This window comes from Chitinophaga dinghuensis (assembly GCF_003259435.1).
GTDB lineage: Bacteria > Bacteroidota > Bacteroidia > Chitinophagales > Chitinophagaceae > Chitinophaga > Chitinophaga dinghuensis.
Window position 1 is genome coordinate 82,631 of record NZ_QLMA01000004.1, and the last position, 23,097, is coordinate 105,727.

At 45.8% G+C, this 23,097-nt stretch carries 17 protein-coding genes; 3 read left to right on the plus strand and 14 right to left on the minus strand.

The annotated features are described in order from the left end of the window. The first annotated feature begins 74 nt into the window (after positions 1-74). The gene (locus CLV59_RS12595) at positions 75-569 is read left to right on the plus strand and encodes a DUF2911 domain-containing protein (RefSeq protein ID WP_111592401.1); all 495 of its coding nucleotides are present in this window, start codon (positions 75-77) and stop codon (positions 567-569) included. Positions 570-645: 76 nt separating this feature from the next. On the opposite strand, the gene CLV59_RS12600 is transcribed toward CLV59_RS12595, so the two are convergent. The 11 genes from CLV59_RS12600 to CLV59_RS12650 form a co-directional block, all read right to left on the minus strand. Beyond that, on the minus strand, positions 646-1,791 hold the full coding sequence (locus CLV59_RS12600; protein WP_111592402.1) for a TlpA disulfide reductase family protein: 1,146 nt from the start codon (positions 1,789-1,791) through the stop codon (positions 646-648). A 21-nt stretch (positions 1,792-1,812) separates the two neighbouring features. Next, positions 1,813-3,252 carry a RagB/SusD family nutrient uptake outer membrane protein gene (locus tag CLV59_RS12605; protein WP_170137730.1) on the minus strand — a complete coding sequence of 480 codons (1,440 nt, stop codon included), beginning with the start codon at positions 3,250-3,252 and terminating at the stop codon, positions 1,813-1,815. Between the two features lie 18 nt (positions 3,253-3,270). Then, positions 3,271-6,831, minus strand: a complete 3,561-nt coding sequence (locus tag CLV59_RS12610; protein ID WP_111592404.1) for a SusC/RagA family TonB-linked outer membrane protein — start codon at positions 6,829-6,831, stop codon at positions 3,271-3,273. A 25-nt stretch (positions 6,832-6,856) separates the two neighbouring features. Beyond that, the gene (locus tag CLV59_RS12615; protein WP_111592405.1) at positions 6,857-7,918 is read right to left on the minus strand and encodes a FecR family protein; all 1,062 of its coding nucleotides are present in this window, start codon (positions 7,916-7,918) and stop codon (positions 6,857-6,859) included. Between the two features lie 64 nt (positions 7,919-7,982). Further along, a complete protein-coding gene (locus CLV59_RS12620) occupies positions 7,983-8,606 on the minus strand; it encodes an RNA polymerase sigma factor (protein WP_111592406.1) in 624 nt (207 codons plus the stop codon). Positions 8,607-8,839: 233 nt separating this feature from the next. Next, complete coding sequence (bioA, locus tag CLV59_RS12625) at positions 8,840-10,117, minus strand: adenosylmethionine--8-amino-7-oxononanoate transaminase (protein ID WP_111592407.1); 1,278 nt, start codon at positions 10,115-10,117, stop codon at positions 8,840-8,842. Positions 10,118-10,179: 62 nt separating this feature from the next. After that, entirely contained in the window at positions 10,180-12,729 is a 2,550-nt protein-coding gene (locus tag CLV59_RS12630) for an ATP-binding protein (protein WP_111592408.1), read from the minus strand. 284 nt (positions 12,730-13,013) lie between these two features. Next, positions 13,014-14,963 (minus strand): LTA synthase family protein, encoded by a 1,950-nt coding sequence (locus CLV59_RS12635; RefSeq protein WP_111592409.1) that lies wholly within the window; start codon positions 14,961-14,963, stop codon positions 13,014-13,016. A gap of 58 nt (positions 14,964-15,021) precedes the next feature. Beyond that, positions 15,022-16,986, minus strand: a complete 1,965-nt coding sequence (locus CLV59_RS12640; RefSeq protein ID WP_146616181.1) for a TonB-dependent receptor plug domain-containing protein — start codon at positions 16,984-16,986, stop codon at positions 15,022-15,024. A 64-nt stretch (positions 16,987-17,050) separates the two neighbouring features. Next, complete coding sequence (locus CLV59_RS12645; RefSeq protein WP_146616182.1) at positions 17,051-18,319, minus strand: sensor histidine kinase; 1,269 nt, start codon at positions 18,317-18,319, stop codon at positions 17,051-17,053. A gap of 13 nt (positions 18,320-18,332) precedes the next feature. Then, positions 18,333-19,004 carry a response regulator transcription factor gene (locus CLV59_RS12650; RefSeq protein WP_111592412.1) on the minus strand — a complete coding sequence of 224 codons (672 nt, stop codon included), beginning with the start codon at positions 19,002-19,004 and terminating at the stop codon, positions 18,333-18,335. A 187-nt stretch (positions 19,005-19,191) separates the two neighbouring features. Between CLV59_RS12650 and CLV59_RS12655 the strand changes: the two genes are divergently transcribed. Next, positions 19,192-19,968: a patatin-like phospholipase family protein gene (locus CLV59_RS12655; RefSeq protein ID WP_111592413.1), complete on the plus strand. Its 777-nt coding sequence runs from the start codon at positions 19,192-19,194 to the stop codon at positions 19,966-19,968. A gap of 80 nt (positions 19,969-20,048) precedes the next feature. Here CLV59_RS12655 and CLV59_RS12660 read toward each other — a convergent pair whose 3' ends face one another. The 3 genes from CLV59_RS12660 to CLV59_RS28910 form a co-directional block, all read right to left on the minus strand. Then, positions 20,049-21,584, minus strand: a complete 1,536-nt coding sequence (locus CLV59_RS12660) for a sulfatase family protein (RefSeq protein WP_111592414.1) — start codon at positions 21,582-21,584, stop codon at positions 20,049-20,051. An 84-nt stretch (positions 21,585-21,668) separates the two neighbouring features. Continuing rightward, positions 21,669-22,238 carry an NADAR family protein gene (locus CLV59_RS12665; RefSeq protein ID WP_111592415.1) on the minus strand — a complete coding sequence of 190 codons (570 nt, stop codon included), beginning with the start codon at positions 22,236-22,238 and terminating at the stop codon, positions 21,669-21,671. Positions 22,239-22,265: 27 nt separating this feature from the next. Further along, positions 22,266-22,436: a hypothetical protein gene (locus CLV59_RS28910; protein WP_170137731.1), complete on the minus strand. Its 171-nt coding sequence runs from the start codon at positions 22,434-22,436 to the stop codon at positions 22,266-22,268. 233 nt (positions 22,437-22,669) lie between these two features. Between CLV59_RS28910 and CLV59_RS12670 the strand changes: the two genes are divergently transcribed. Beyond that, complete coding sequence (locus CLV59_RS12670) at positions 22,670-23,077, plus strand: hypothetical protein (RefSeq protein ID WP_111592416.1); 408 nt, start codon at positions 22,670-22,672, stop codon at positions 23,075-23,077. The last annotated feature ends 20 nt before the right edge of the window (positions 23,078-23,097 follow it).

Below are 23,097 nucleotides of genomic sequence, written 5' to 3' on the forward strand. Positions count from 1 at the left end.
GATTAACAGTTAGGTGTTCATATTAAGTTCTAAATTGATACATCCTCTTATTCTAACCAATAACTCAATTCAACATGAAACAATTCATTATGGCAACCTTCTTCGTTGCCACAGCTGCAGTAGCATTCGGTCAGCAAAAGGATAGAAAAAGTCCGCATGTTACTGCTGAAGGAAAAGGTATAAAAGTTGTTTACGGCCAGCCTTCTAAAAAAGGCAGAGAAATCTTCGGCAAACTGGAACCATTCGGCAAAGTATGGCGTACAGGTGCTGATGAAGCAACCGAAATTACTTTCGATAAAGATGTCACCTTCGGCGGACAAAAAGTGAAAAAAGGTACTTATACCCTGTTTTCCATTCCTGATGCTAAAACCTGGACCGTTATCCTGAATGCCAAACTGGGACAGTGGGGCGCTTATGATTACGAGAAAGTGAAAGACCAGGACGTAGTATCCGTAAAAGTGCCACGTGAGGAATTGAAAACTCCTGTGGAAAAACTGACGTTCACTTTACCTGGTAATGCAGTAGTGTTTGAGTGGGATGATACGAAAGTATCCGTACCAGTGAAATAAGTAAGCAAATTAATTAGCAGAAAGGCTGTCTCTACTTAGTAAAGACAGCCTTTATACATTATGTGGAACATGGTTACTACTTAATATGTTCCTGTAACTTCTTCAGCAACTCTTCCCCACGTATATTCTTCGCAATGATCACACCTTTAGGGTCCAGCAGCAGGTTCTGTGGCACTGCCGTGACACCATAATCTTTTGCTACTACATTACCCCATCCTTGCAGATCGCTTACATGTATCCATGGTAGCTGATCATCCTTGATGGCTTTTTCCCAGGCATCTTTTTTATTATCCAGGGAGATGGCAATGATTTCAAAATTACTTCCTTTTAAAGCTTCATATGCATGGCGCACATTAGGGTTTTCTGCTCTGCAAGGACCACACCAGCTGGCCCAGAAATCAACCAGTACATATTTGCCACGTAATGAGGAGAGCGCAACCTCTTTACCATTTACATCTGGCAGCTTGAACTCGGGCGCAACTTTTCCAATACCTGTTTTACGGGCAATTTCAATTTTGGCCGTCAGTTCTTTTCCTTTTTCAGAGTTTTTGAATTTGGCGTCCATCTTTTCAAATTGAGGCCCAAAGGTATCAGGATTAATGATGGAGCTCTTTTCCAGCAATAAGGTCCAGGCTACAAACGAGGCAGGGTGTGTGTCCTGGTAGGTTTGTTTTATCTTGCTAACCTGATTGTAGTAAGGCATTAAAATAGATCTCAATGAATCTGATTTGGCTTTATCGTTCTCTATCAATGCATATTTATATGCGGTAAAAGGAGTTGCATATTGCTGTACTATTGGTAAGTACAATGCCCTTAATTCCTCATTGTCTTTTTGTACGGCGCCTCCTTTAATAATAGCAGATTCCATATTATTGGTACCCTTGATAGTGGTAGTTCCTTTTTCCAGGAAGAACTCCTGTTCATCTGCAAAGAGGAGTTTTTTTATGGAGAAGGAGCCGTCATCATCAATAGGTTTTAAGCTGATAGTTGCCTGCACTGGCCCATCTACTTTACCTTTTATTTGAAAAATACCATTGTGCGTAACGGTAGAATCTAAATAGTGTTCTTTTTTGATTTTGTAAGAGACAAATACTTTTTTTTCTGCTGTTAGCTGGGTCAATTTACCATTTATGACATAGGGCTGTTGTTGCGCCATTAGCGGACAGGCAGCCAGCATGGCGGCTGCAAGTATTACCGTGTTTTTAGTAGTAGTTTGTTTCATCTTTTATTATTAAAGTGTTTTTTAAGGATTATCCTGCATGTTAGGGTTCTGATTCAATATTTTGGCGGGTATGCGTAGCACCATTCGCTCTGGTGTTAGCGTGAATGTTTCAGTACCATAGGTATGGGTATAGGTAACATTCTTAAAGAGTGGATCATTTGATAGCCTGCGCATATCAAACCATCTCAGGCCAGTACCCGCATATTCTCTTTTTCTTTCGTCAATAATGAATTTAATCAGCATGTCAGCATCGCTGATATTCACTGCTGCGATGGTCGCAGGCATGCGTGACTGGCGGAATGTCTGTATATCATTAATTGCTCCGGACAGATCTCCGGTCCTCGCTTTGCACTCGGCCAGCATGAGGAACAATCCTGTCATATCGGCGCCATAGTTTACTGAATATGGAGCGGTTCTGGAGAAATATGGAAGTTCGCTGACTCCACTCATAAAAGTTCGGTTATAGAAGAATTTTAATCGTTGATCGGCAGGGTCAAATAATGCCATGGTGGCGGGACTGATACCGCAGGTGTTACTGAATACGTAATCGAGCAGTATTACCTGTTTGAGGTAAATCACCTCATCACTTTGTTGCAGTGTGGGGTAGCTGCTGGCCCCAAAAGCAGGCAATGCCGGGTTATACCACTCGCTCATTTTGGTATTGTAGTTAAACAACTGCAATGTGATACTACTGTTTTTAGTGTAGTCCATTGATTTCACCAGCGCGCCTTTTGCATCTTCATATTTCGCCATGTAGAGGTATACCTGGCCAAGAATATAATAGCCTGCCGCCTTGCCCATTCTGAGCCTGTTCTGGGTTTGGTCAGGAAGGTCATTAACGGATTCGAGTATTTCACGCAGTACGAAATCATAAATTTCCTGCACAGTGGAGCGCCTGAAATTTGTTTGTGTAACATCTGCTACTGTTACGAGCGGAACAGCAGGATCTGTAGCGGATGTGGCAGGGTTATAAGGCTTCCCGAAGTAATTTGCCAGCATAAAATGCATGTATGCCCGGCCAATTCTGGCTTCTGCCAATATCGCCTTCTTTTTGGTGATGGCAGTATCTGGTGTGGCCATCACATTATTAGCAATCAGATTATAGTTGTAAATCTGCGAGTAAAATGCGCCCCACTCAGGCGCATCATCGGAGGGTAAGTATAACTGTGCATCCCATTTATAACCATTGATGGCTTTCATGCCAAGTTGTTCGAGGTACACGGGTGAAGCAATGTAATCATCCCCCATAGCCACGGACGCAGTGACAACACCAGTGGAGGTTTCAGAGCCATCAGCATTTTTTCGTGTGCCACTGAGGTTAATGAGGTTAGTATTGTTCATCAACCCATTATACTGTGCCAGCGTAGAAGGGGTATCTTTCCCTTTGGGAACGATGTCCAGGAATTTATTGCAGGAACTGATGAAACCAGCCACCACAAAGATATATAGCGTCTTTTTCATGAATAACATTTTAAGCGATTACTTTAATCTTACGTTTAGTCCAATAGTATAGAATGGTTTCATAGCTAGTGTACGTGTGCCTTGTACCAGGTTATAATATTCCGGATCGATATCATCTTTATTCATCTTCCAGAGCATTACATTATTCAACTGCACATAAAAGCGACAGCTTTCCATACCTGCCTTTCCTGCAACAGCGGCTGGCAGATGATATCCGATGGTGAAATCGCGGAGTTTGACGTAATCGGCTCTTTCAATGTTATTCAGCGCGTAGCGATAGAAGTTGGTATTGCGGTCGTTTACATTGGTAATAAGCGGAATGTAACCCGGGATATCGGTAAATGCTTCATCACCGGGTTGTTTCCAGCGATTGGCGAAGGATTCCTGTAAATTAGCTGAAAGGCGTCCGGAATAGAACCTGTTAACGTCTTTGCGCATGTAGAAGCCGAAGTTGTAAACTACCAGGCAGGAGAGATCAAATTGACCATAGCGGAAGGTATTGGTCATGCCTCCGTACCATTTTGGTTGCGTGCTTCCTGCGAATGAAATATCTTCTGGCTTGGCATCTGACATTTTAACAACGGTTTTTCCGCCTGCAGTAAGGATTTGCGGATTGCCCTGATTATTCAATCCCACATAATTGAAACCAAAGATGCTGTAGGCAGGATATCCTTCTACAAACCAGCTGTTGGGCTTATCATCAATGGTGAGGGCCTGGAAGCGGCTAAGCTGTACCACCTTATTTATATTTAAGCCCAGGGTAAGTAAAGTATTCCAGGAAAATTTGTCTCCCGAAATATTCTTACTATTTACTTGCAGGTCAAAACCTTTGTTGGTCATTTTACCGAGATTGCCATACACGGCATACCAACCTGTAGTTGCATCTACATTCTGTTGCCCTAATAAATTGGTAGTCGTTTTATTGTATATATCCAATGAGCCGTTGATACGTTGGTTCAGTATCTCGAAATCGATACCGGCATTGAGTGTGTGCGTTGCTTCCCAGGTCAGCATTTTATTGCCTGGCGAAAGAGGCGTGTATTGTGCGCCCATGCCGTTGAACAGAGAGCTGGAAGTTGCCATGATGATATCTCTGGTGCTGCCATCGCCTGGTTTGGGAGCGTTTCCACCCAACCCGTATGTAAGGCGAACATTCAGGCGACTGATCTGCGATACCTGGAAGAAAGGTTCATTGCTCAGTAACCATCCTGCACCAACAGACCATATGGGCTTGTACTGCTGACTTCTTTCCGTACCAAACAGATTGGATTGGTCCATTCTGACGCTACTGTTCAGGTTATACTTTCGATTAAATGTATAGGCGCCATTACCATATAATGAAAAGTAACGGTCTTCCAATTCTGCATATTTATAGGTACTGGAATTAAATGTGCTGGAAGTCGGCGTGCTGGTTCCAATCACTGGTTTCTTAACGCCGTTTAAAGTGAGGGAGTATTCATCATACAATTGGTAAGTGTTTGTCTGGAAATCAAATCCTCTCTTGAAACTGTTTTCGTTCATTTGCTTGTTGGCCCGTACTTCACTACCCACCAGCATATTCAACTGATGTTTTTCATTTCGCCAGTGATTGTCGTACATCAATTGGTTTCTTACTGTCCAGCTGGTATTTTGATTATTGACGGTTTTATAAAAACCGCCACTGGATGGGAGATAGTAAACCGGCATCCCTTGAGGAGTGGTAGCGGCAACGGTGTAATGCGCCAGTTCCGAACGAACCGCATAGGATTGCTGATCGTTGTAGCTGAATCCTTTGGAATTGATCAACTGATATTGTCCGCGGCCTTCATAGGTCAATCCCTTTACTAGTTTGATATTCAGACCACCGTTCAAGCGCACAGAGGATACCGTCACTTTATTGTTGCTATTGTGGGCGGCATCATCCAGCGGGTTGTAATCCAGGTTTAACTTACTTTGTTTCTCTGCATTTTCCCGGAAAGGCTGGTAAAACTTAATGCTGCTATGGGAGAGCGTATTCCCATTCTGATCGCGGAACATCATATATGGCAGGTAGGTATTCAGATCCGGAAGATTACTGATGACGAACTGCCTGGAACTTTCCTGTGAAACGTTGGTGGTGATATCCGCTTTTATGGATTTATTAATTTGGAAATCCTGGCGCAGGTTGATCCCAAAGCGTTGCAGGGAAGATTTATCATTGTTTTGTTGGTTGGTATATGCGAAGGAACCATAATAGGAATGGAAGTTGCCGCCGCCGGTGAAACTTAGGCTATGGTTGCTGAGCATTCCAGGTTGCAATAATTCTTTTTCTATTTGTCCCCGGTTATTTAGGGAGGCCAGGGAGTCCAGACTTTTATTCGCCATTGCCTGGTCGATAATTCCGCGGTTTAAATTATACAGAATGGTCTCATGCGGATATACCACAGGTTCCAGGTTTCCTGCTGCTGGGGTGGTTACTTTATTCCAGGTATGGACAGTGGGATTGAAGGTTTCTTTTGCCGCATCCACAAATTGTCTGCTGTTCATCATGTGCAAATAATTGTAATCGGGCAATCCTTTGAAGGAAAGGAATCCATCATAGCTGACCTTCATACTGCGATTGGTGAACTTTCCCTTTTTTGTGGTAACCACCACTACTCCGTTTGCTGCTCTGGCGCCCCAAATAGACGCAGCGGTGGCATCTTTAAGGAAAGTAATACTTTCCACATCATTGGGATTTACCAGGCTGGTCAAATTTTCCAGCTCCATAGGAACCCCATCTACTACGAAGAGCGGGGCTCTGTTGCCATTTACGCTGGTAGCTCCGCGAATGAGGAACTTATCAGCTTTTGCACTGTTATTGACCGCAAAGCCAGGAACCAATCCTTCCAGCCGGTCCACCACATTCATGCTGCCGGATTTAGATTGCAGCATAGCCCCGTCCACTTTCGTAAAGGAGCCGGCGCTTCTTTCTCTGGAAATCGTCTGATAGCCGGTAACAACCACCTGTTGTAATGCCTGTACATTAGGCTCCAACACCACCGTCAGTGCATCTTTTCCATTGACTACCACCTTTTTTGATTCAAAGCCAATGCTGCTGAAAACAAGCGTAACCAGCTGCTTGTCGGATTCAAGTGTGAACTCTCCTGATTCGTTGGTAATACATCCCTTACTGGTACCCAGGATCATCACGTTTACACCGGGAACAGGACTCCCGTTATTATCCTTTACCTTTCCTCTGATGGTAAAAGCGGGTGTGTTTTGGGAAATAATAACGAGGTTATTATCACTTAATTTAAAATCGAGCCCCGTATGCTCGAAGGCTACTTGTAGTATCTCCTGTAAAGAGCCGCCAGTAATGTTTACAGAGGTAAGCATACCGGAGGGGATGATGTTGCTGCTATATACAAAACGGTAGCTCGACTGCTTCTCAATGGCGGAGAATAATGTAGTTACGGCCACATTATCCAGATGAACAGATAATCTTTGCTGTTGCGTTTTTGCTGACGACAGCAATTGCATCGCAAGAAGAGGAATCAATAAACAGCTCATTTTGAAATTGCTGACAATACTCTTTTTGCCGAAAGACCTGATAGCCTTTCGGGTTGGAAATAGACTCATAAAATGGTTGGTTAATTGTTCATGACTATTGGTTGATATAAATCTTGTTACCGATTATACTGTACTGAAATGCAAGGCTTGACTGCATGGCTTTCAGCGCCTGTTCCAGTGTTTCATGCTCGAAAGAGGCAGTATAGCGGTATGTATTTGCAATGGTTGGATCTACCTCGATCGTGACGCCATACCATCGTTCCATTAATTTAGCGGCATCAGCTAACGTCTGATTGTCGATGTACAGCCGGTTATGCACCCATGACACCTCATTGATTTCATGGTTATTCTGTGTGGTATCCAGTTTTACTATGGTAGTGGTATGTGTTGCAATTGCTGTTAGTGCTGGCTCCGTGGTGGATACAACTAGTTTATCGTTGGGAGACAGCAGTACTTTTTGATGGTTGGTTCCGGGAACCGCCACGAGGATACGGCCGCTGATCAGTGAGGCTGTGGCGTGGTTATCTTCCGGATATGCCTTCAGGTTAAAGCTGGTACCTAATACTTTTACCTCCATAATACCTGCATGAATAATGGCTGGTATGGCGGGATTGGCGACTATGTTAAAAAAGGCTTCTCCGCTGAGTTGCATTTGCCGGTTGGCAGTGCTGAAGCCCTGTTCAAGGGTTAGTCGACTGTCTCCATTTAGAGTGACGGTACTGCCGTCGGGAAGCTGGAAACTTTTTCGTTCGCCGGCTTTACTGATAAAGATTTGCTTTGCAGCCGTAGCTGGATGCCTTTGCCACCAGAAAAAGGCCAGGGTAATAAGCACCAGCATAGAGGCTGCAACTGCTAAATGGCGGGTATAGCGGAATATAGCGTTGGATGTAATAGGAATGGTCTTCTCTTGTAAGTGCGCATCAAAGGATTGGGTGAACTGATGGCGAAAATTCCTGAAGTCTTTCTGGGTAATATTTCCATTCAGCAGGAAGTATATTTCTTTTGCCTGTCGGACATATTTAGCCCTGCCTGGATTTTCACGGGTCCATTGCTCCCAGAAGGTTACAGCTACAGGATCTATCCCTTTGCAATAGTTGCAAAAGGAATCGTTCTGAAGAAAATCTTCTGTTTCATAAGTGAGAAATGATGGCGGCATATCAAGTCGTTTCTATATAGAGAGGCGACTTTCCTGCTTTTACTATAAAAAAGGAAACTTTTTTTTAACTGTATAAAACGGCCAGCAGGGCAATGATAAGCGGGAGGTGATTTGGATTGCCTTCGGTACCTGGCGGATAGAGTTCTTCTCGGAGAATTTTGAGTCCGTCATGTATTATGTTATAGGCGGTTCGTTTAGTGATGCCAGCCTGGATAGCTATTTCTTCATAGCTCAGATCGTCGAAGTATTTCATTTTCAGCAGTTCTTTCTGCCGAGGGGTTAATTTATCAAATGCCGCTTTCAGCTTGGAGATTTGATCTGCGCGCGTTTGGTTTTCAATCAGTAGCTGCTCATAGGAAACTTCGCTGGCATCTTCATTGACGGTATAAGTCAGATGATTGCGTTCCCGCAGTTTGCTGGCTTCTTGCTCTGCCAGTAATTTCCGGCGCACGCAGGTCAGCAGATAGGAGCGCACATTTTCAACTTCCGGTAGGGTATGGCGTTTATCCCACAATTCGATAAGTACCTGGGTAATGCATTCGTGTACCTGTTCTTTGCTGGCGGTAAACTTGCTACCATAGTTCAGTAATCCCAGAAAATGATTGTCGTACAACAATAGCAAAGCCTTTTCATTTCCGGCTTTAAGTTGTAACCAGGCATCATCTGTATGTCTGTTCCCAGATAGCATAAGCGCCAAAAATAGAAAAAACCACTGAGCAACAGAAATAATCTGTACCAGCGTTTATGGAAATCAGGTCATTATAGGGAGACAATAGTCTGCTACGCCAGCAGCTGTTGTTCGATGGCGAAAATCCATGATGGAAATTATTAATATTATTTATGGTGTTCCGGGGCAGTGGATATTACTTTATAGTAGAGGCAGTGAGGAGTATATCATTCCCCTCACTGCAGGACTGTACGTTATAGTTGTTGTAATAGTTCGCGAACAGCATTGTATACTTCTTCCAGTTGCGCATCTGTGATGCAGTAGGGAGGAAGTACGTATAGCGTATTGCCAAGGGGGCGGAGCATGACTCTTCTTTCCCGGAAAAACTGGTGCAGGAAGGCGGCGATATTATTCGTATAGCCATCAGCGTTAGTGGTGATCAGATCAAAAGCGATGATAGTGCCTTGTAATCTAGGATTCTTCACTTTGTCCGACAGCTGGAGTTCTTTCAGAAAAGCCTGGTGTGCCTGATGGATACGTTCTCTGTTTGCGGCGCAGGCAGGATCTGTGAAGATATCCAGGCTGGCAAGGGCCACGGAGCAGGCTAGTGGGTTTGCGGTGAAGGAGTGGCCATGGAACAGCGTTTTTAGTTTGTCGTTGCTGAGAAATGCGTCATAGATCTGGCTGGTGCAGGTGGTGACGCCTAATGCCATGCTACCGCCGGTAAGTCCTTTAGACAGACAGATCATGTCTGGGGTGGTATGGCAGTTTTCCATGGCGAAGTTTTTCCCTGTTCTGCCGAAGCCGGTCATTACTTCATCTGCGATGAGCAGGATTTGGTTTGTTTTGCACCAATGGAGGAGTTGATCCAGTGGTTCGGCCTCGTACATCAGCATGCCGCCGGCGCCTTGTATCAGTGGCTCAAAAATGAAGGCCGCGATAGTGGCGGGGTCCAGTTCATTTATCTGGGAGATGATGTCGTTGGTGTTATCGGTAGTAGGGAGGTCCAGGAAATGTACTTCGAAGAGTAGTTCATCGAAGACGCGGGTGAATACGCTACGTCCGCTGACGCTCATTGCACCGAAGGTATCGCCATGGTAGGCATTTTTAAAGGCGAGGAATTTAGTGCGGCGTTGGCCTTTATTATCCCAGTATTGGAGGGCCATTTTCAGCGCTACTTCTACGGCTGTGGAGCCGTTGTCGGAGTAGAATACGCGGCGTTGTCCTTCCGGCAGGAGGGGGAGTATTCGTTCTGCCAGTTCTACAGCCGGCGGGTGGGTGTAACCCGAGAAAATAATATGTTGTAGCTGGAAGGCTTGCTTGGAGAGCATTTCCGCGATATGCGGATGTGCATGACCGTGAATATTTACCCACCAGCTGCTGGTAGCATCTATGTAGCTGTTGTTTTGATCGTCAAATAGGAGGGCTCCTTCACCGCGTGTGATGGCAATGGGAGCGGGCGCTGTCTGCATCTGTGTATACGGATGCCAGATAACCTGCTGGTCGCGCGCCGATAATGACAATTGTTGCATAACCTTTGCGTTGAATGAGCAGCGAAGGTACAACAACCATCATAATGGTTGGTTTTTGATATTTATTCGTAATATTTCGAGAGTGTTTTGTAGAGATCCAGTGCTGCATATGGTTTTGGCAGTACGTCTTTCACATGGAGAATGGATAGTTTATCTGCTACATCGGGCATGATATCCGCGGTGAGTACAACTATGAAGGCATCTGGCTGAATCATTTTGATGTGAGGGATGGCTTCGTAACCGTTCATTTCCGGCATGTGTAAGTCCAGGATGATACCGTCAAACTTTTGCTCTTTTAATCGTTCCAGGGCTTGTTTGCCGTTGGTGGCGGTGGTTAATTTCGCGCCTGATTTTTTGAGTTGTAGTTCGATGATGCGTACATTGATGACATTATCTTCTACGATGAGCAGGTTCATATCCTGGAGGAAGCCTGCCGGATATTGCTGCGGTTTATTTTGTTGAGGGTGGATAACCGGAATATCGAAGCCGATAGAGAATTTGAAGGCAGAACCTTTTCCTGGCGTACTGTCCACCGATATGTGTCCTCTTTGTATCTCCACCAGTTTGCGGGTGATGGCGAGGCCGAGCCCTGTACCGCCATGGCGGCGGGTGGTGGCTGCTTCTGCCTGCACAAATGTTTCGAATACTTTGTCTTGCATTTCCGGCGCGATACCGATGCCGGTATCTCTTACGGTGAAGCCTATATGTGTTCTGTTGCCATGGTGTTCTTCCTGGTGTACTTCAATACATACAGATCCGGAGGGAGTGAATTTTATGGCGTTATTGATTAGGTTATTGAGGATTTGCCCGAGGCGAACGGGATCTCCCATGATATGATGAGGCAGGTCGTGATCCAGGGCTGTAAACAGTTTGATGCCTTTGGCTTTTGCCAGTGGCTGATAGTTGTTGGCAATACCGCAGATCAGGTTGGGCAATTGAATAGGAATATGTTCCAGCTCAATTTTGCCTGCTTCAATTTTACTGAAGTCGAGGATATCATTGATTAATCCCAGTAGGTGATTGGCAGAGAATTGGAGGCTTTCGATTACTTCGGTATTTTCAGGTAGCTGGTTTTCTTCCAGGATGCCGGAAATACCGATAATAGCGTTGAGGGGCGTACGTATTTCATGACTCATTACAGAGAGAAATTCGCTGCGTGCGGCGGCGGCTTTTTCAGCGTTCTCTTTTGCTTTCACGAGTTCCAGTTCAGATACTTTCTGGTTGGTGATATCCATAATGATACCGCGGAAATGAGAGACCTGGCCGTTGGTAAATACAGGCATACCCACTGTTTTTACCCAGCAGGGAGTGCCTTTGGCAGATATATGTCTTAGCTCCAGGCAGTAAGATTTCTGATGTTCCAGCAGGTTGGTGAATGCTTCCGTGAATATGGGCTTGTCTTCCGGATGATAAAAAGACGCTGCTACTTCCAGGGATACCGGAAAATCGTAAGGTACTTCCCGCAGGTCATAGACTTGTTTTGTCCAGAAGAGTTCAGCGGTATTGGTGTTGAATTCCCAGCCGCCAATGGCGCCCATTTGCTGACTGATATTCAGGAGGTGATTGTTTCTTTCCAGATCGGCTTTCGTCTGCCGGAAACGAATTTCATCTTCTCTGCGTTTGGTAATATTCTTAATCATAATGAGAACGCGCTTCTGACCGGGAATGGTGCTTTTGATGAGCGACATTTTCATATTATACCAGTTATGAATGGCCTGGCGTATATCCCGGTATTCATATTCCTGTGAAGCGCCTGTTTGGAGGAGTTCATCGGCGAATTTTTCAAAAATCGCGGCATGTTCGCCCATGGTTTCTGCGAGATTGCGGCCAATGACCTGATCTTTAGGGCGGAAGAGCAGACTTTCATTATTACACCATACGCGGGTAAAGACTTTCTCCTCATTCATTTCCAGCACTATATCGTCCAGTGTAGCGATGAGGGCATCTATATCGGATCGCATCATTTGATTAGAGAGTTCTTCTTTGATGCGTTCTTTTTCCTGCATACTGGTGTATAACATCAGGCCATAGCTCTGGATCAGCGGCTGCAGCATATCGAAGAGGCCGGGGGAATAACCGCCAGGTTTGTTGCCGAGGCCAATTACCGCAATGAGCCTGCGATCATATAATACAGGTATGCCAATAAAGGATTGCAGCGGCGGTAGTTCGGCAGGATAGCAAACCATGTGCTCATCCGGTAATGGATTATTGCTGATGAGAGGTAATTCGTTTTTGATGATCTGACGGGAGAGTGCATCCATTTGCATAAAGCGGAGACCATTATCCTGTTCGCTGCCGTGACGGCGTTTCATTTCCTGTAACCAATCCGGTCGCGTGACTGCCTGTAACTGCAGGGTAGGTACCTGATTTATACCAGGAACTACTTCGCCAATAAATCCGGTATTACTGCCGGTAATGTCTAACAGATTTTCTAAAAAACTTTCATGCGTATACCTGGAATTTTTGTTGCGGGCCATGGTCTGATGCATATGGCATAACATGCCCATAATCCTGGATAGCTGGTCGAGTTTCTCATGAAGTGAAGGTATATCCGTAATACCTTCTTCTATAGCTGCTTGAGGCAGCAATACAGGTAGAGTTGTGGCCAGCATGTGCGATTAGGTTTTAGTTGTAAAGCGAACAGGTTTTCGTTGGAATTGTCAATTTTTTGGAATCGTCAAGTTTTGCTACGCTATGTCCGGCATGGATTATGACCGTGTAAATGTGTCTCTCTCTGGAAAAGTCAGGGGAATAAATTTACTAAAAATACAATTCCAGCCAAGTTATTTTTTCGCACAGTAAATGTGCAGATCATGTGAAGATCCTGTGCATAAGAAAGGGTGGGGTAACATGTATTTAGCGGGCAGCAGCGCGACTACTGCCCGCGGGTAAAGTATTACTTGCGCATGCCTCCGTTTTTGAAGAGGGTGTATGCGGACTGGTAATTCGCTACTGCTTTTTTCAACAGGCTGCTATCCATTGCAGTGGACTGTAAATCGCCACTACCGGGCTTCACGACAAAAGATTGCGCCTTTTGCTGGGGACTGAGAATAATTAATTTCCCAGGTTCCAGATAACCCAGCAATTGATAAGTACTGATCATCGCTCTGGGTTGATAAGCGGAATCCAGCACATTCTTGCCATACAAGTTGCTGTCGTAGTTCCAGTGAAGGAGTCCTAATAATGTGGGGTAAATGTCCAACTGTGAACACATCGCGGAAATTTCCTGTGGCGCCTGACCTGGTACATTATACACCATGCATGGAATATGGTATTTGTTGACTTCAATTTCATTCTTACCGGCACTGCTGGCGCAATGATCTGCTACAAATACGATTACCGTATTTTTGAACCAGGGCTTGTCCTTTATCTGACGGAGGAATGCGCCGATGGCATAATCCGTATACTTTACAGCGCCATCTCTTCCGGTATGGGAAGGAATATCGATTTTGCCATCAGGATAAGTGAATGGGCGATGGTTGGATACCGTCATCACGAAATCAAAGAAAGGTTTGCCGGCGGCATATTTTTCATCCGCATTCCGGATTACTGCGGAATAGATATCTTCATCACAAACGCCCCAGGCATTTTCAAATTGTACTTCGCTGTCTTTGAAGTTAGTACGTTTGGTAGGGAAATTATCGCCTACCAGTCGGTGACGCAAACGGTCGTGTATATCAAATCCGTTATTTCCGAAGAACTGGTTCATGTTATCGAAGTAACCATCGCCGCCATAGAAGAAGGTACGGTCGTAGCCAGCTTTTTCGAAGATGGTACTGAGACTGAATAGTCCTTCATTGTTTTTCCTTCTCACAATGCTCTGGCCCGGAGTAGGGGGAACGGCCAGCGTTAGCGCTTCCATGCCACGTACGGTGCGGGTGCCGGTAGCATACAGATTGGTGAAGAGAATACTTTCTTTAGCGATACTATCCAGCACCGGTGTGATATTACGTCCGGAGCCAAAACGGGCCATGAAATCGGCGCTGAAGCTTTCAATGGTGACCATGATCACGTTCGGCCGGGAGGTAGTGGCGGTATCTGAAATATGTCTGTAAATACTGCTGCCGTTTTCCAGGAAACTGCTGTTACCTGCTTGCAGCAAGGCACGCATCTCCCGAAACACTGCATTATTATCCTCCATCAGATAATACTTGTCATATGGCAGTTCATTATTTACGAAAGCAGATACGAAACTATAGATACCCGCTTTTGAAAGTTCTTGTTGGTAGCGGTTTTTACCAGTTTCTGCCCAGCTGTTGCTGATCAGGAGGAGATGTGCAGCTATTGCGCCCACCATAAATACTGTCAGCAACAGTCGCTTACCGAAAGGGGTGTACGACTGAAAGCTGGCTTTGAACATCCCTCTGCGGGCTGCCAGCCAGGTTATCCCGCCTGTTGCCAGCAAAACGCCGCCAATCAATAATGGCAGGGGATAAGACTGATTGATATTACTTATTACTTCATATGTATACAGCAGGTAATCTACGGCGATGAAGTCGAACCGGGCGGCATATTCCCCCCAGAAAGTAAATTCAGCAAAAAAAGAGAAAATGGTAATCAGTACTGCGAGGAAAAATCCGAAATAGGTAAAGATCCTGTTGAACAGGGTGTTGTTTAACTTTTGCGGCAGTATCAGCAGGTAAATGGCATAAGCCAGGGTAAAAAATAAGGCAACTCCCAGGTCAAACACGAAGCCTTTCACAAAAAGGCTGATAATACCACCAAAGGTAAGACCGGCATCGGGAAAGGACCAAAGCAAGAGTGCACAGCGGACTAGCGTCGAAAGCGTCAGGTATAAAAGGATATAACCAAATTGAACGCTGTAACGGTTTAATGTTGGCTTCATTAAAATAATGTTAAGCCGCGAAGGTACACTCTTGCTTTATAAAACTGACTTTTTTTTTCTAAAGGTCAAACTTAACGGAGAAATTCACTACTCTGCCGTCTATCGGGCCCCACAAAGGCTGGAAGGTAGGGTTGGAAATGCTACCACTCCACAGCGGCGCATTTTTACCCTGGCGGGCATCGAAGAGGTTTTCTCCGTTCAGTACCAGCGTTACGTGATCGCCTATTTTCCGGGAGATCATGGCTGCCCAGAACCAGTAGTTCGGAGCTTTCTCATTATTATAGAGGTATTGGCTGCCAATCCAGCTGTTTTCTATCCCAAAACGCCATTTGTCCTCGATGGTATATGCCAGGGTGCTGGCAAATTTATCTTGCGGCGCGAACGGAACATTGGTTTTAGCGGCGTCTGTATAACGGGAAATAGTATGGTTGTAACCCAGGTAGAGTTCAACATGGTTCCATTCCATGCGAACGTAAGTATCGGTACCCAGGCTATTCACCGCATACGGTTGATTTTCCAGTCGCACCTTGGTAGGATCTGTCATGTCCTGTACAGGAAGAATTGGATCAGTGATATGGGTGTAGTAGAAAGCCTGGTTCAGTGTCAGTTCCAGTTCTCCGATATTGGTACGGTAGTTACCATCGAAGTTGATACCAGTACTGCGTTCGGATTTCACATTGGCGCCGAGGGGCAGCAGGTAGCGGTATCCGATAGTTTGCGTTTGTGTGGTGAAGATAGCGGGAGATTTATAACCGGTACCGGCGCTGAGTCGGATAGACAAGTCGTCTGTAGGTTTGTACATGAGGGCGAGTCGCGGTAACACATACCATCCGAAAACGTTGTGGTGATCGGCGCGCAGGCCTGCTTCTGCCAGCCATTTATCGGAAATATGGAATCCATCCTGTACGAAAGCGCCAATGGTCTGATAGTTATAATTGCCGATGGTGGAGCTGTCGCCATGACCGCGCTGATAGTTTTCGGTATTATTGTTCAGACCGAAAACCATATCATTACGGCCGGCTTTTTTATTATAGGAGGCTTCTGCGTAGGTGTTTACTTGTCGGCCATCCAGTACGAAAGGTCCTTCAGTGCTGGTCAGGTTATAGAAGCTGCCATTGCCTTTAACGGTGAGCGTACCGCCGCCCAGATTGCGTTGTGTGTATTGGAGGTCTACGCTGTTACGATTACTGTTATTAATTTCCGTATAGGTGTGTACGTTATCTGCGTGGTGATCAAGTACCTGCATGTCGCCGCCCTCTCTTTTTTCGAAAGTGCCGGTGTAACCAGCCTGGATGGTGCTGTTGGGATTCAGGTACCAGAAGAATCTTGGATGAACGATATACTGGCGTACGCGGGGTACGTCGGAGAAGCCGTCATTGTTTACATCCACGGGGTTTTGAGAGGTCAGGCCGCCGAAGAAGGTCATGCCGAATTTGCCCCATTTTTGTGCGTAATAGGCATTGAAGTTCTTCTCTTTCAGCGTGGTACCGTTGGCGAGTAAGGTCAGTTCCGGTTTGTTGGTAGGCGTTTTGGAGATGAAGTTAATCATCCCTGCGATGGCGCCACCGCCATAGAGAGTGGAAACAGATCCTTTGATGATTTCTATCTGCTTCAGGTCCAGCGGCGGAATGGCAAGGACGCCGAAGTTCCCGCTAAGGCCTTCATATAATGGCAGTCCGTCGCGGAGCAGTTGGGTGTACTTACCATCCAGGCCTTGCATACGAATGGCATTGTTGCCACTTACTGCGGAGGTGTTTTGAATATGTATAACGGAGAGGTCGCCCAGAATACTGGCCACATTACCGGGTTTAATACTGGCTTCTTCGATCATTTCCTCTTTGCCCAGTACTTCTACTTTCATGGGCAGATTTTCAATGCGACTATTATTACGTGTAGACGAGATCGTTACACCTTCGAGTTCTTTTACGGAGGAGATGGTGTCTTTTTTGGGAGCAGTGGTGTCCTGCTGTGCTACGGCGGACAAACTGATGCATAAAACAGCAGCTGTGGTCAGAAATTTCATAAACTGATAGATTAATTCCAATACAAAGGAACATATTGATTTTGGAGTAAATCTGTACTCTGCTTTAAGAATTTGTAGTAACCGTAAAAGTATGAAAAGGCGATTGATAATGATAGCTGATGTTCAGGCTGGAAGAATCTGTGATTTTTTTGCAGATAGCCAGTCCTAAACCATTGGAGGCGCCGCCATGGGAGACCTCTTGTTTTTTGAATCGTTGGAAGCGTCCGGCAGGGGGGATTTCCGGATGATCGCTGGTATTGGTGATCATTAAAGTAGTGGCGGTAAGGCTTACCCGAATACTTCCGCCATGGGTATTGTATTTGATGGCATTTCCCAGCAGATTGCTGACAAGTATATCTGCCAGGGCAGGATGTAACTGCCAGCTGGCGGGTTGAATGGTCTGCTCTACAGCGAGCTGTTTTTCTGCCATCAGCTCATCGAAAAGTTGCAGGTATTTTTCAGTAACTGCCGCCATGTCTGTGCGCTCTGTAAAATGAAATTGCTGATTTTCGATTTTGGCGAGCAGTAACAGGTTGTGGTTGAGTCTGGACAAGCGTTGCAGCTCATCGGAGCTTTGGGTGATGGCTTTCAGTTGTTCTTCTGAAAGCGTATCATCTTGCAGTAGTAGTTCCAGTTTACCTTGAACGATGGCGAGAGGCGTTTGCATTTCATGGGCCGCATCTTCCGTGAGTTCTTTCATGGTAGTGTAGTCCTGCGCAATGCGGGTGCTCATGTTATTGAGGGCATCGTTCAGTTGATTGAATTCATGCACATTCGTTTGCTCGAACTGGGGCATATCCAATTTGCTGAGTTGCAGATGGCGGATTTTCTCCAGTGAAATGTGGAAAGGTTTCCAGACATTCCTGCTGATGATGAAGTTAAAAAGAATAGCGAAGAAGAGCAGACCGGCGAAAGCGATCAGCATTACATGAATAATATTTTTAAGGAGGTCGTCTTTTTCGATTTGAGATTTGCGCATAACCAGCAGGTAGTTTTGGCCATGGAAGCTGATTACCTGGGAGAGTTCCCGGAAAGGCGCATAGGAATTTTCCGGTTCCTGGAAGATGCGTACCCCTTTGAGTTTTGGTTTTTTCTGAACAGGAGCGGTGGTGGGAGTGAGGGAAAATTCCGGTGTTTTCAGCAGTAGTACGGCATTGTCGACTTTCGCCGTGTCGAGGTAGCGCATCCACTGGATTTTATCGTTTACCAGTTCTTCGTCGGTTTCGTGTCTGATTTCCTTATCGAATTTTTTGAAAAGGTATCCTGCACCGATGGCAAAGATCGGCAGCATGATAACAAGAAAATAAAGTGTGGACCTGGTAAGAAGCTTCATGATATTATTCCGGTTAACCGAAGCGGTATCCTGCACCGTAAACAGTTTTGATATAATCTTCTCCGCCTGCTTCCAGCATTTTTTTGCGGAGGTTTTTTATGTGTGTGTAGATAAAATCGTAAGATCCTGCCTGATCGTAGGAATCGCCCCAGAGGTGACCTGCGAGGGCTGATTTTGTGATGACGCGATGTTGATTGGCAATTAAATACAGCAATAATTGGTATTCTTTGCCGGTCAGGGTAATGGAACGCTCGTTAATGAAAACGGTTTTGGACGTGGGTTTGATGGTAATTTCATTGAAATTGATACTGGTATTGCCATCAAAGTTTTTCCGTCGGAGGAGCGCATTGATACGGGCGTTGAGTTCGGAAAGGTGGAATGGTTTGGTGAGATAGTCATCTGCCCCTAATTCCAATCCTTGCAATTTATCTTCCAGGGAATCCTTTGCGGATATGATAATGATACCAGCCCGGGAACTCATATGTTTCAGTTCCTTGACTACTTCGAGGCCGCTGCCGAAAGGCAATGTGATATCGGCGACTATACAGTCGTATTCAAATTCGTTTACTTTATGGATCGCTTCCCGGAAATCCGCCGCTACTTCGCAGACATATCCCTGTCGTTCGAGATATTGCTGGATAGCAGTTCTGAGCGCTGGTTCATCTTCAATTATAAGCAGTTTCATGGAGTAAAAGTAGGGATAATTCCTAAAGGAATTCTGTAGCTGGGATGGTTTCTCGCAAAGGCGCGGAGAAAAGGGAAAGGCGCAGAAGATAGGGTTAAATGTGTCTTGCTAAATATTAAATTAATATTTTAAATAATTTATAGGGAGACACGATTCATTTTCTGCCGCTGTTTTATATCTTAGTTCAATGGACGTGCAAAAGAACAGTCAGGCCCAACAAAGAGCCTTTGTATTATCTGGCGGAGGAGCCCGTGGATACGCTCATCTGGGAGTAATGAAAGCCTATGAAGAGTATGGCGTCTCTCCATCGGCGATTTCCGCTACCAGTGCGGGATCTATAGCGGCGGCCTTTATGGCAGACGGATATACTACCGATGAAGTGCGACAATTATTTAAGGAGTTCAAGATAGGTTTGTCTATGCAGTGGAAGAACTGGAAAGCCGGTTTTCTTTCTTTGAAAAAGCTGGAGCAGGTATTGCATCAAACTTTGCGGCATCAGACATTCGAATCGCTGGAGATGCCTTTGTATATCACTGCAACGAATTTCATCACTGGTGAACAAATGATTTTTAGCCAGGGAGATATTATTCCCGCGGTGCTGGCAGCATCTTCTGTGCCTATGTTGTTTCCGCCGGTAGAACTGGGCGGTGTGCAGTATGTGGATGGCGGATTGTCCAGCAATCTGCCTATAGAGCCGTTGGTAGGAAAATATACCGATATTATTGGCGTACATGTGAATCCATTGACGCCTTACAGTAAGGCCAGTGGATTTCTTTTCAACCTGGAGCGCACGTTACATTTGGCTATCCGGGAATCGGTGATGAAAAACCGCTTGTTATGCCAGGAGTTTATTGAGCCGGAGGGATTGGGACAGTTTGGAATGTTTGATTTCGGCAAGTTTGATGATATCTATAAATCGGGACTGGATTATACCCGCGAATTTCTTGCTCGCAAAGACGCTTAAGAAAATGCAAAGGCGCAAAGGAATTTGATTTGAATCTTATTCCTTTGCGCCTGTATGTTTATTTTATTACTGCTTTGGGTCTATTTTCTGGTGGCTTTCTCCGCAATTACTTCCGCCAGTTTATCCGCCATGGCTTTGGTTCTGGCTGGATCTTTCTCTGCCAGGTTTGTTTTCTCGAAAGCGTCATTTTTTACGTTATAGAGTTGAGGCGCTGGATCGTTTCCTAATTCTATATTCACGTCTGTAGCCACTTTCCTACCTTTTGACGGCGTGATGTATTTATAATCTCCTTCCAGGATTGACAGTGGACCGCCTTGGGTAACCAGGTAAGGGCGACTCGCCATGGATTTGCCGAGGAGTTGGTTCAGCATATCGAAGCTGTCTGGCGCATCCTCGTTGGCGATGGTTTGTCCGGTCAGGTGTGCAAAGGAGGCGAAGAAATCGATTTGTCCTATGAGCGCGTTGCTGGTAGTGGCTTTCTTGATTCCTGCAGGCCATTTAACGATGAGTGGTACTCTGGCGCCGGCTTCGAAGGAACTGTATTTACCACCGCGGAGTGGGCCGCCTGGTTTGTGGTTGCCTACGAGTTCTACTGCCTGGTCGAGGTAGCCATCATTCAGTACGGGGCCGTTATCGCTGCTGAATATGATCATGGTATTTTTGGTGAGGCCGAGGCTATCCAATGCATGGGTGATCTGGCCTACGGTCCAGTCGAGTTGCAGGATAGCGTCTCCGCGTAATCCCATACCACTTTTGCCGCGGAACATACTGTTCGGATATCTGGGAACATGGATATCTCCGCTGGCGAAGTAAATAAAGAAGGGCTGTTGTTTGTTGCGGCCTATGAAATCGATCGCTTTCTGGGTGATGATTCCTGCGATATTTTCATCTTTCCATCTGGCGCTGTTGCCGCCAGACATCCAGCCGATTCTGCTGATGCTGTCCACAATTGTTTGATCATGGCCCTGGTGAGGGTCTGTGCGCATGCGGAGTTTTTCCGGATTTTCTTTACCGGTAGGATCGTTTCCTACTTTATGGGAATAGCTAACGGTGATTGGATCGTTTTGGTCCAGGTTAACCACGTTGTGGTTTTCTACGAATACGCATGGAACGCGGTCCAGGGTGGCAGGCATGATGAAGGAGTAGTTGAAACCTACTTCCAGCGGGCCTGGTTTCAGGTCTTTGTTCCAGTCGATCGTCTGGCCGGGAGTGCCGATGCCGAGGTGCCATTTACCGATGACCGCAGTTTGGTAACCTGCGTCCTGGAGCATGGCGGGCATTGTTTTATGATCGGTGGGGATGATGAGTGAAGCGTCGCCGGGGGCGATGCCGGTGTTTTTTTGTCGCCATGGATATCTGCCGGTGAGTAGTCCATAACGGGAAGGCGTACACGTAGCAGAGGTAGCGTAGCCGTTGGTGAAGCGGACCCCTTGTTTGGCGAGTTTATCGATATTCGGCGTTTTGATGCGGTTCATGCCATAGCAGCTCACATCGCCGTAACCCAGGTCATCTGCGTAGATGATGATGATATTGGGTTTTTGCTGTGCTGCCAGGCGCGAATGCGCGGCCAGGAAGGAGCCGCAAAGGGCTGCCATTGCAAAGAGTTTCATTTTCATTGTTCTAAATCTTAACCTGTCTGCAATTTAATAACCCTGGGGGCGAATGTCAAGCCGTTTATGGAATAAATCTACTGCCGGGTGTTAACCGGCAGTGTGGGAGTATCCTTTTTCCATCAGGAGGGAGCGGGCATCCATGAGGGCGAAGCCCAGGAGGTTTTGGCCTTTCCATTTTTCCGGTTGTTCTGCATGGGGATGGGAGGCGTCCATGCCGATTCCCCAGATCGCATCGTTGGGACTGGCTTCTACCAGTACACGGTTGCCTGTATTCAGGAGGAAGTCCAGCAGCGCTGGGTTTTGTCCGAATTTATGGATGTTGCCATCTCTGACGATAGCGGGTGCATGTTGGTTCCAGGTAGCGGGATCGAAGTTGGTTACCTCGCGGCCTAATTGTTTGGCGGCGGCGGGGGATGTGGCTACCAGGATTTTTTGCAAAGTAGTCTGGTCATTGAACAGCCGGGCTTTTCCGGCCATCATCCAATGTTCGGCGGTAGGGTATTGAATACCATCTACTGTAAATAGACTGGGAAACCACTGGCTGAAACAACTTTTATCAGTGGCGGTGTCGGATTTGGGCGTGTGGCCCCAGAAGCTGAGGAATTTGTATTTCTTACCCTGCCGCATGTTTTGGATTAACAATGTTTTTGTGAGCATATAAAAAATTATAGGGGAGCAAAGATCTTAAAAAAACAGGAAAATCAGTATATGGCAGATGTTGCCAGTAATTTTTCCCAGCGCTTTTAAGAAGAGTCTGACAGTCATGAATATGGTTTTGCCTGGAAAAATGGTGAACATGTTACAGTGGTTATGTTGTTGTTGACGGATGACCTGGCCGTATATTGTATGCTTCATGCAACAAATTTCAGCGGGCCTGCTGACAACCTTGTGTCAGTAGGCTTTGGCTGGTTGTAAAAATATTTTCTCCGAGAAAAATCGTTTTAGTCGAAATGGCTGTTGCTGCGGGATTGCGCGGGAAAAAAGGGTGTTTACACGGTTGCGTAACATGGAAAATGATGGGAAATTGTGAGAGGATAAAAATCGAATGGACAACCAGTCTTACAAAACCACACTGAAAATCGCAGAATGTGAATATTCGTATTTTCCTGGCAGCAAATCCGTCTGAGTTCCGGCATCGTTTGGAGCGGGATCTGTCGTGCTGCAGTGGATTTGAGCTGTATTGTTCCGGAACGGGAATATCCGACATCCTACCTGGTATTAGTCGCAAGTATGATATTATTTTGGTGGACAGCCAACTATTCTATGTTATCTCTGGGAGTGTGGTGGGGAATGCCTATGAATTAATTGCCCACGTACGAAGAACTAGTACTATAGTGCCAATTGTTATGTTAGGAGATGGGGCTGTATTGGCGGACAGGATTCGTGCGTTGGCGGAAGGGAGTGATGATTTCCTGGATTGGGAGGTGGCAACGGAGGAGTTGGAGTATAGGATCAATAATTGGGTAAAGCGGGCGCGGAATCAGCAAATAGCATAGCTGTTTAACAGGTGAGTATG

Excerpts from the sequence above, each read along its gene's own strand:
- CLV59_RS12595 (WP_111592401.1), top strand. The coding sequence starts at position 75 with ATGAAACAATTCATTATGGCAACCTTCTTCGTTGCCACAGCTGCAGTA.
- CLV59_RS12660 (WP_111592414.1), bottom strand. The coding sequence starts at position 21,584 with ATGAAAATGAAACTCTTTGCAATGGCAGCCCTTTGCGGCTCCTTCCTG.
- CLV59_RS28910 (WP_170137731.1), bottom strand. The coding sequence starts at position 22,436 with ATGAAGCATACAATATACGGCCAGGTCATCCGTCAACAACAACATAAC.
- CLV59_RS12605 (WP_170137730.1), bottom strand. The coding sequence starts at position 3,252 with ATGAAAAAGACGCTATATATCTTTGTGGTGGCTGGTTTCATCAGTTCC.
- CLV59_RS12645 (WP_146616182.1), bottom strand. The coding sequence starts at position 18,319 with ATGAAGCTTCTTACCAGGTCCACACTTTATTTTCTTGTTATCATGCTG.
- CLV59_RS12635 (WP_111592409.1), bottom strand. The coding sequence starts at position 14,963 with ATGAAGCCAACATTAAACCGTTACAGCGTTCAATTTGGTTATATCCTT.
- bioA (WP_111592407.1), bottom strand. The coding sequence starts at position 10,117 with ATGCAACAATTGTCATTATCGGCGCGCGACCAGCAGGTTATCTGGCAT.
- CLV59_RS12650 (WP_111592412.1), bottom strand. The coding sequence starts at position 19,004 with ATGAAACTGCTTATAATTGAAGATGAACCAGCGCTCAGAACTGCTATC.
- CLV59_RS12620 (WP_111592406.1), bottom strand. The coding sequence starts at position 8,606 with ATGCTATCTGGGAACAGACATACAGATGATGCCTGGTTACAACTTAAA.
- CLV59_RS12615 (WP_111592405.1), bottom strand. The coding sequence starts at position 7,918 with ATGCCGCCATCATTTCTCACTTATGAAACAGAAGATTTTCTTCAGAAC.
- CLV59_RS12630 (WP_111592408.1), bottom strand. The coding sequence starts at position 12,729 with ATGCTGGCCACAACTCTACCTGTATTGCTGCCTCAAGCAGCTATAGAA.
- CLV59_RS12665 (WP_111592415.1), bottom strand. The coding sequence starts at position 22,238 with ATGCTCACAAAAACATTGTTAATCCAAAACATGCGGCAGGGTAAGAAA.
- CLV59_RS12610 (WP_111592404.1), bottom strand. The coding sequence starts at position 6,831 with ATGAGTCTATTTCCAACCCGAAAGGCTATCAGGTCTTTCGGCAAAAAG.
- CLV59_RS12600 (WP_111592402.1), bottom strand. The coding sequence starts at position 1,791 with ATGAAACAAACTACTACTAAAAACACGGTAATACTTGCAGCCGCCATG.
- CLV59_RS12655 (WP_111592413.1), top strand. The coding sequence starts at position 19,192 with ATGGACGTGCAAAAGAACAGTCAGGCCCAACAAAGAGCCTTTGTATTA.
- CLV59_RS12640 (WP_146616181.1), bottom strand. The coding sequence starts at position 16,986 with ATGAAATTTCTGACCACAGCTGCTGTTTTATGCATCAGTTTGTCCGCC.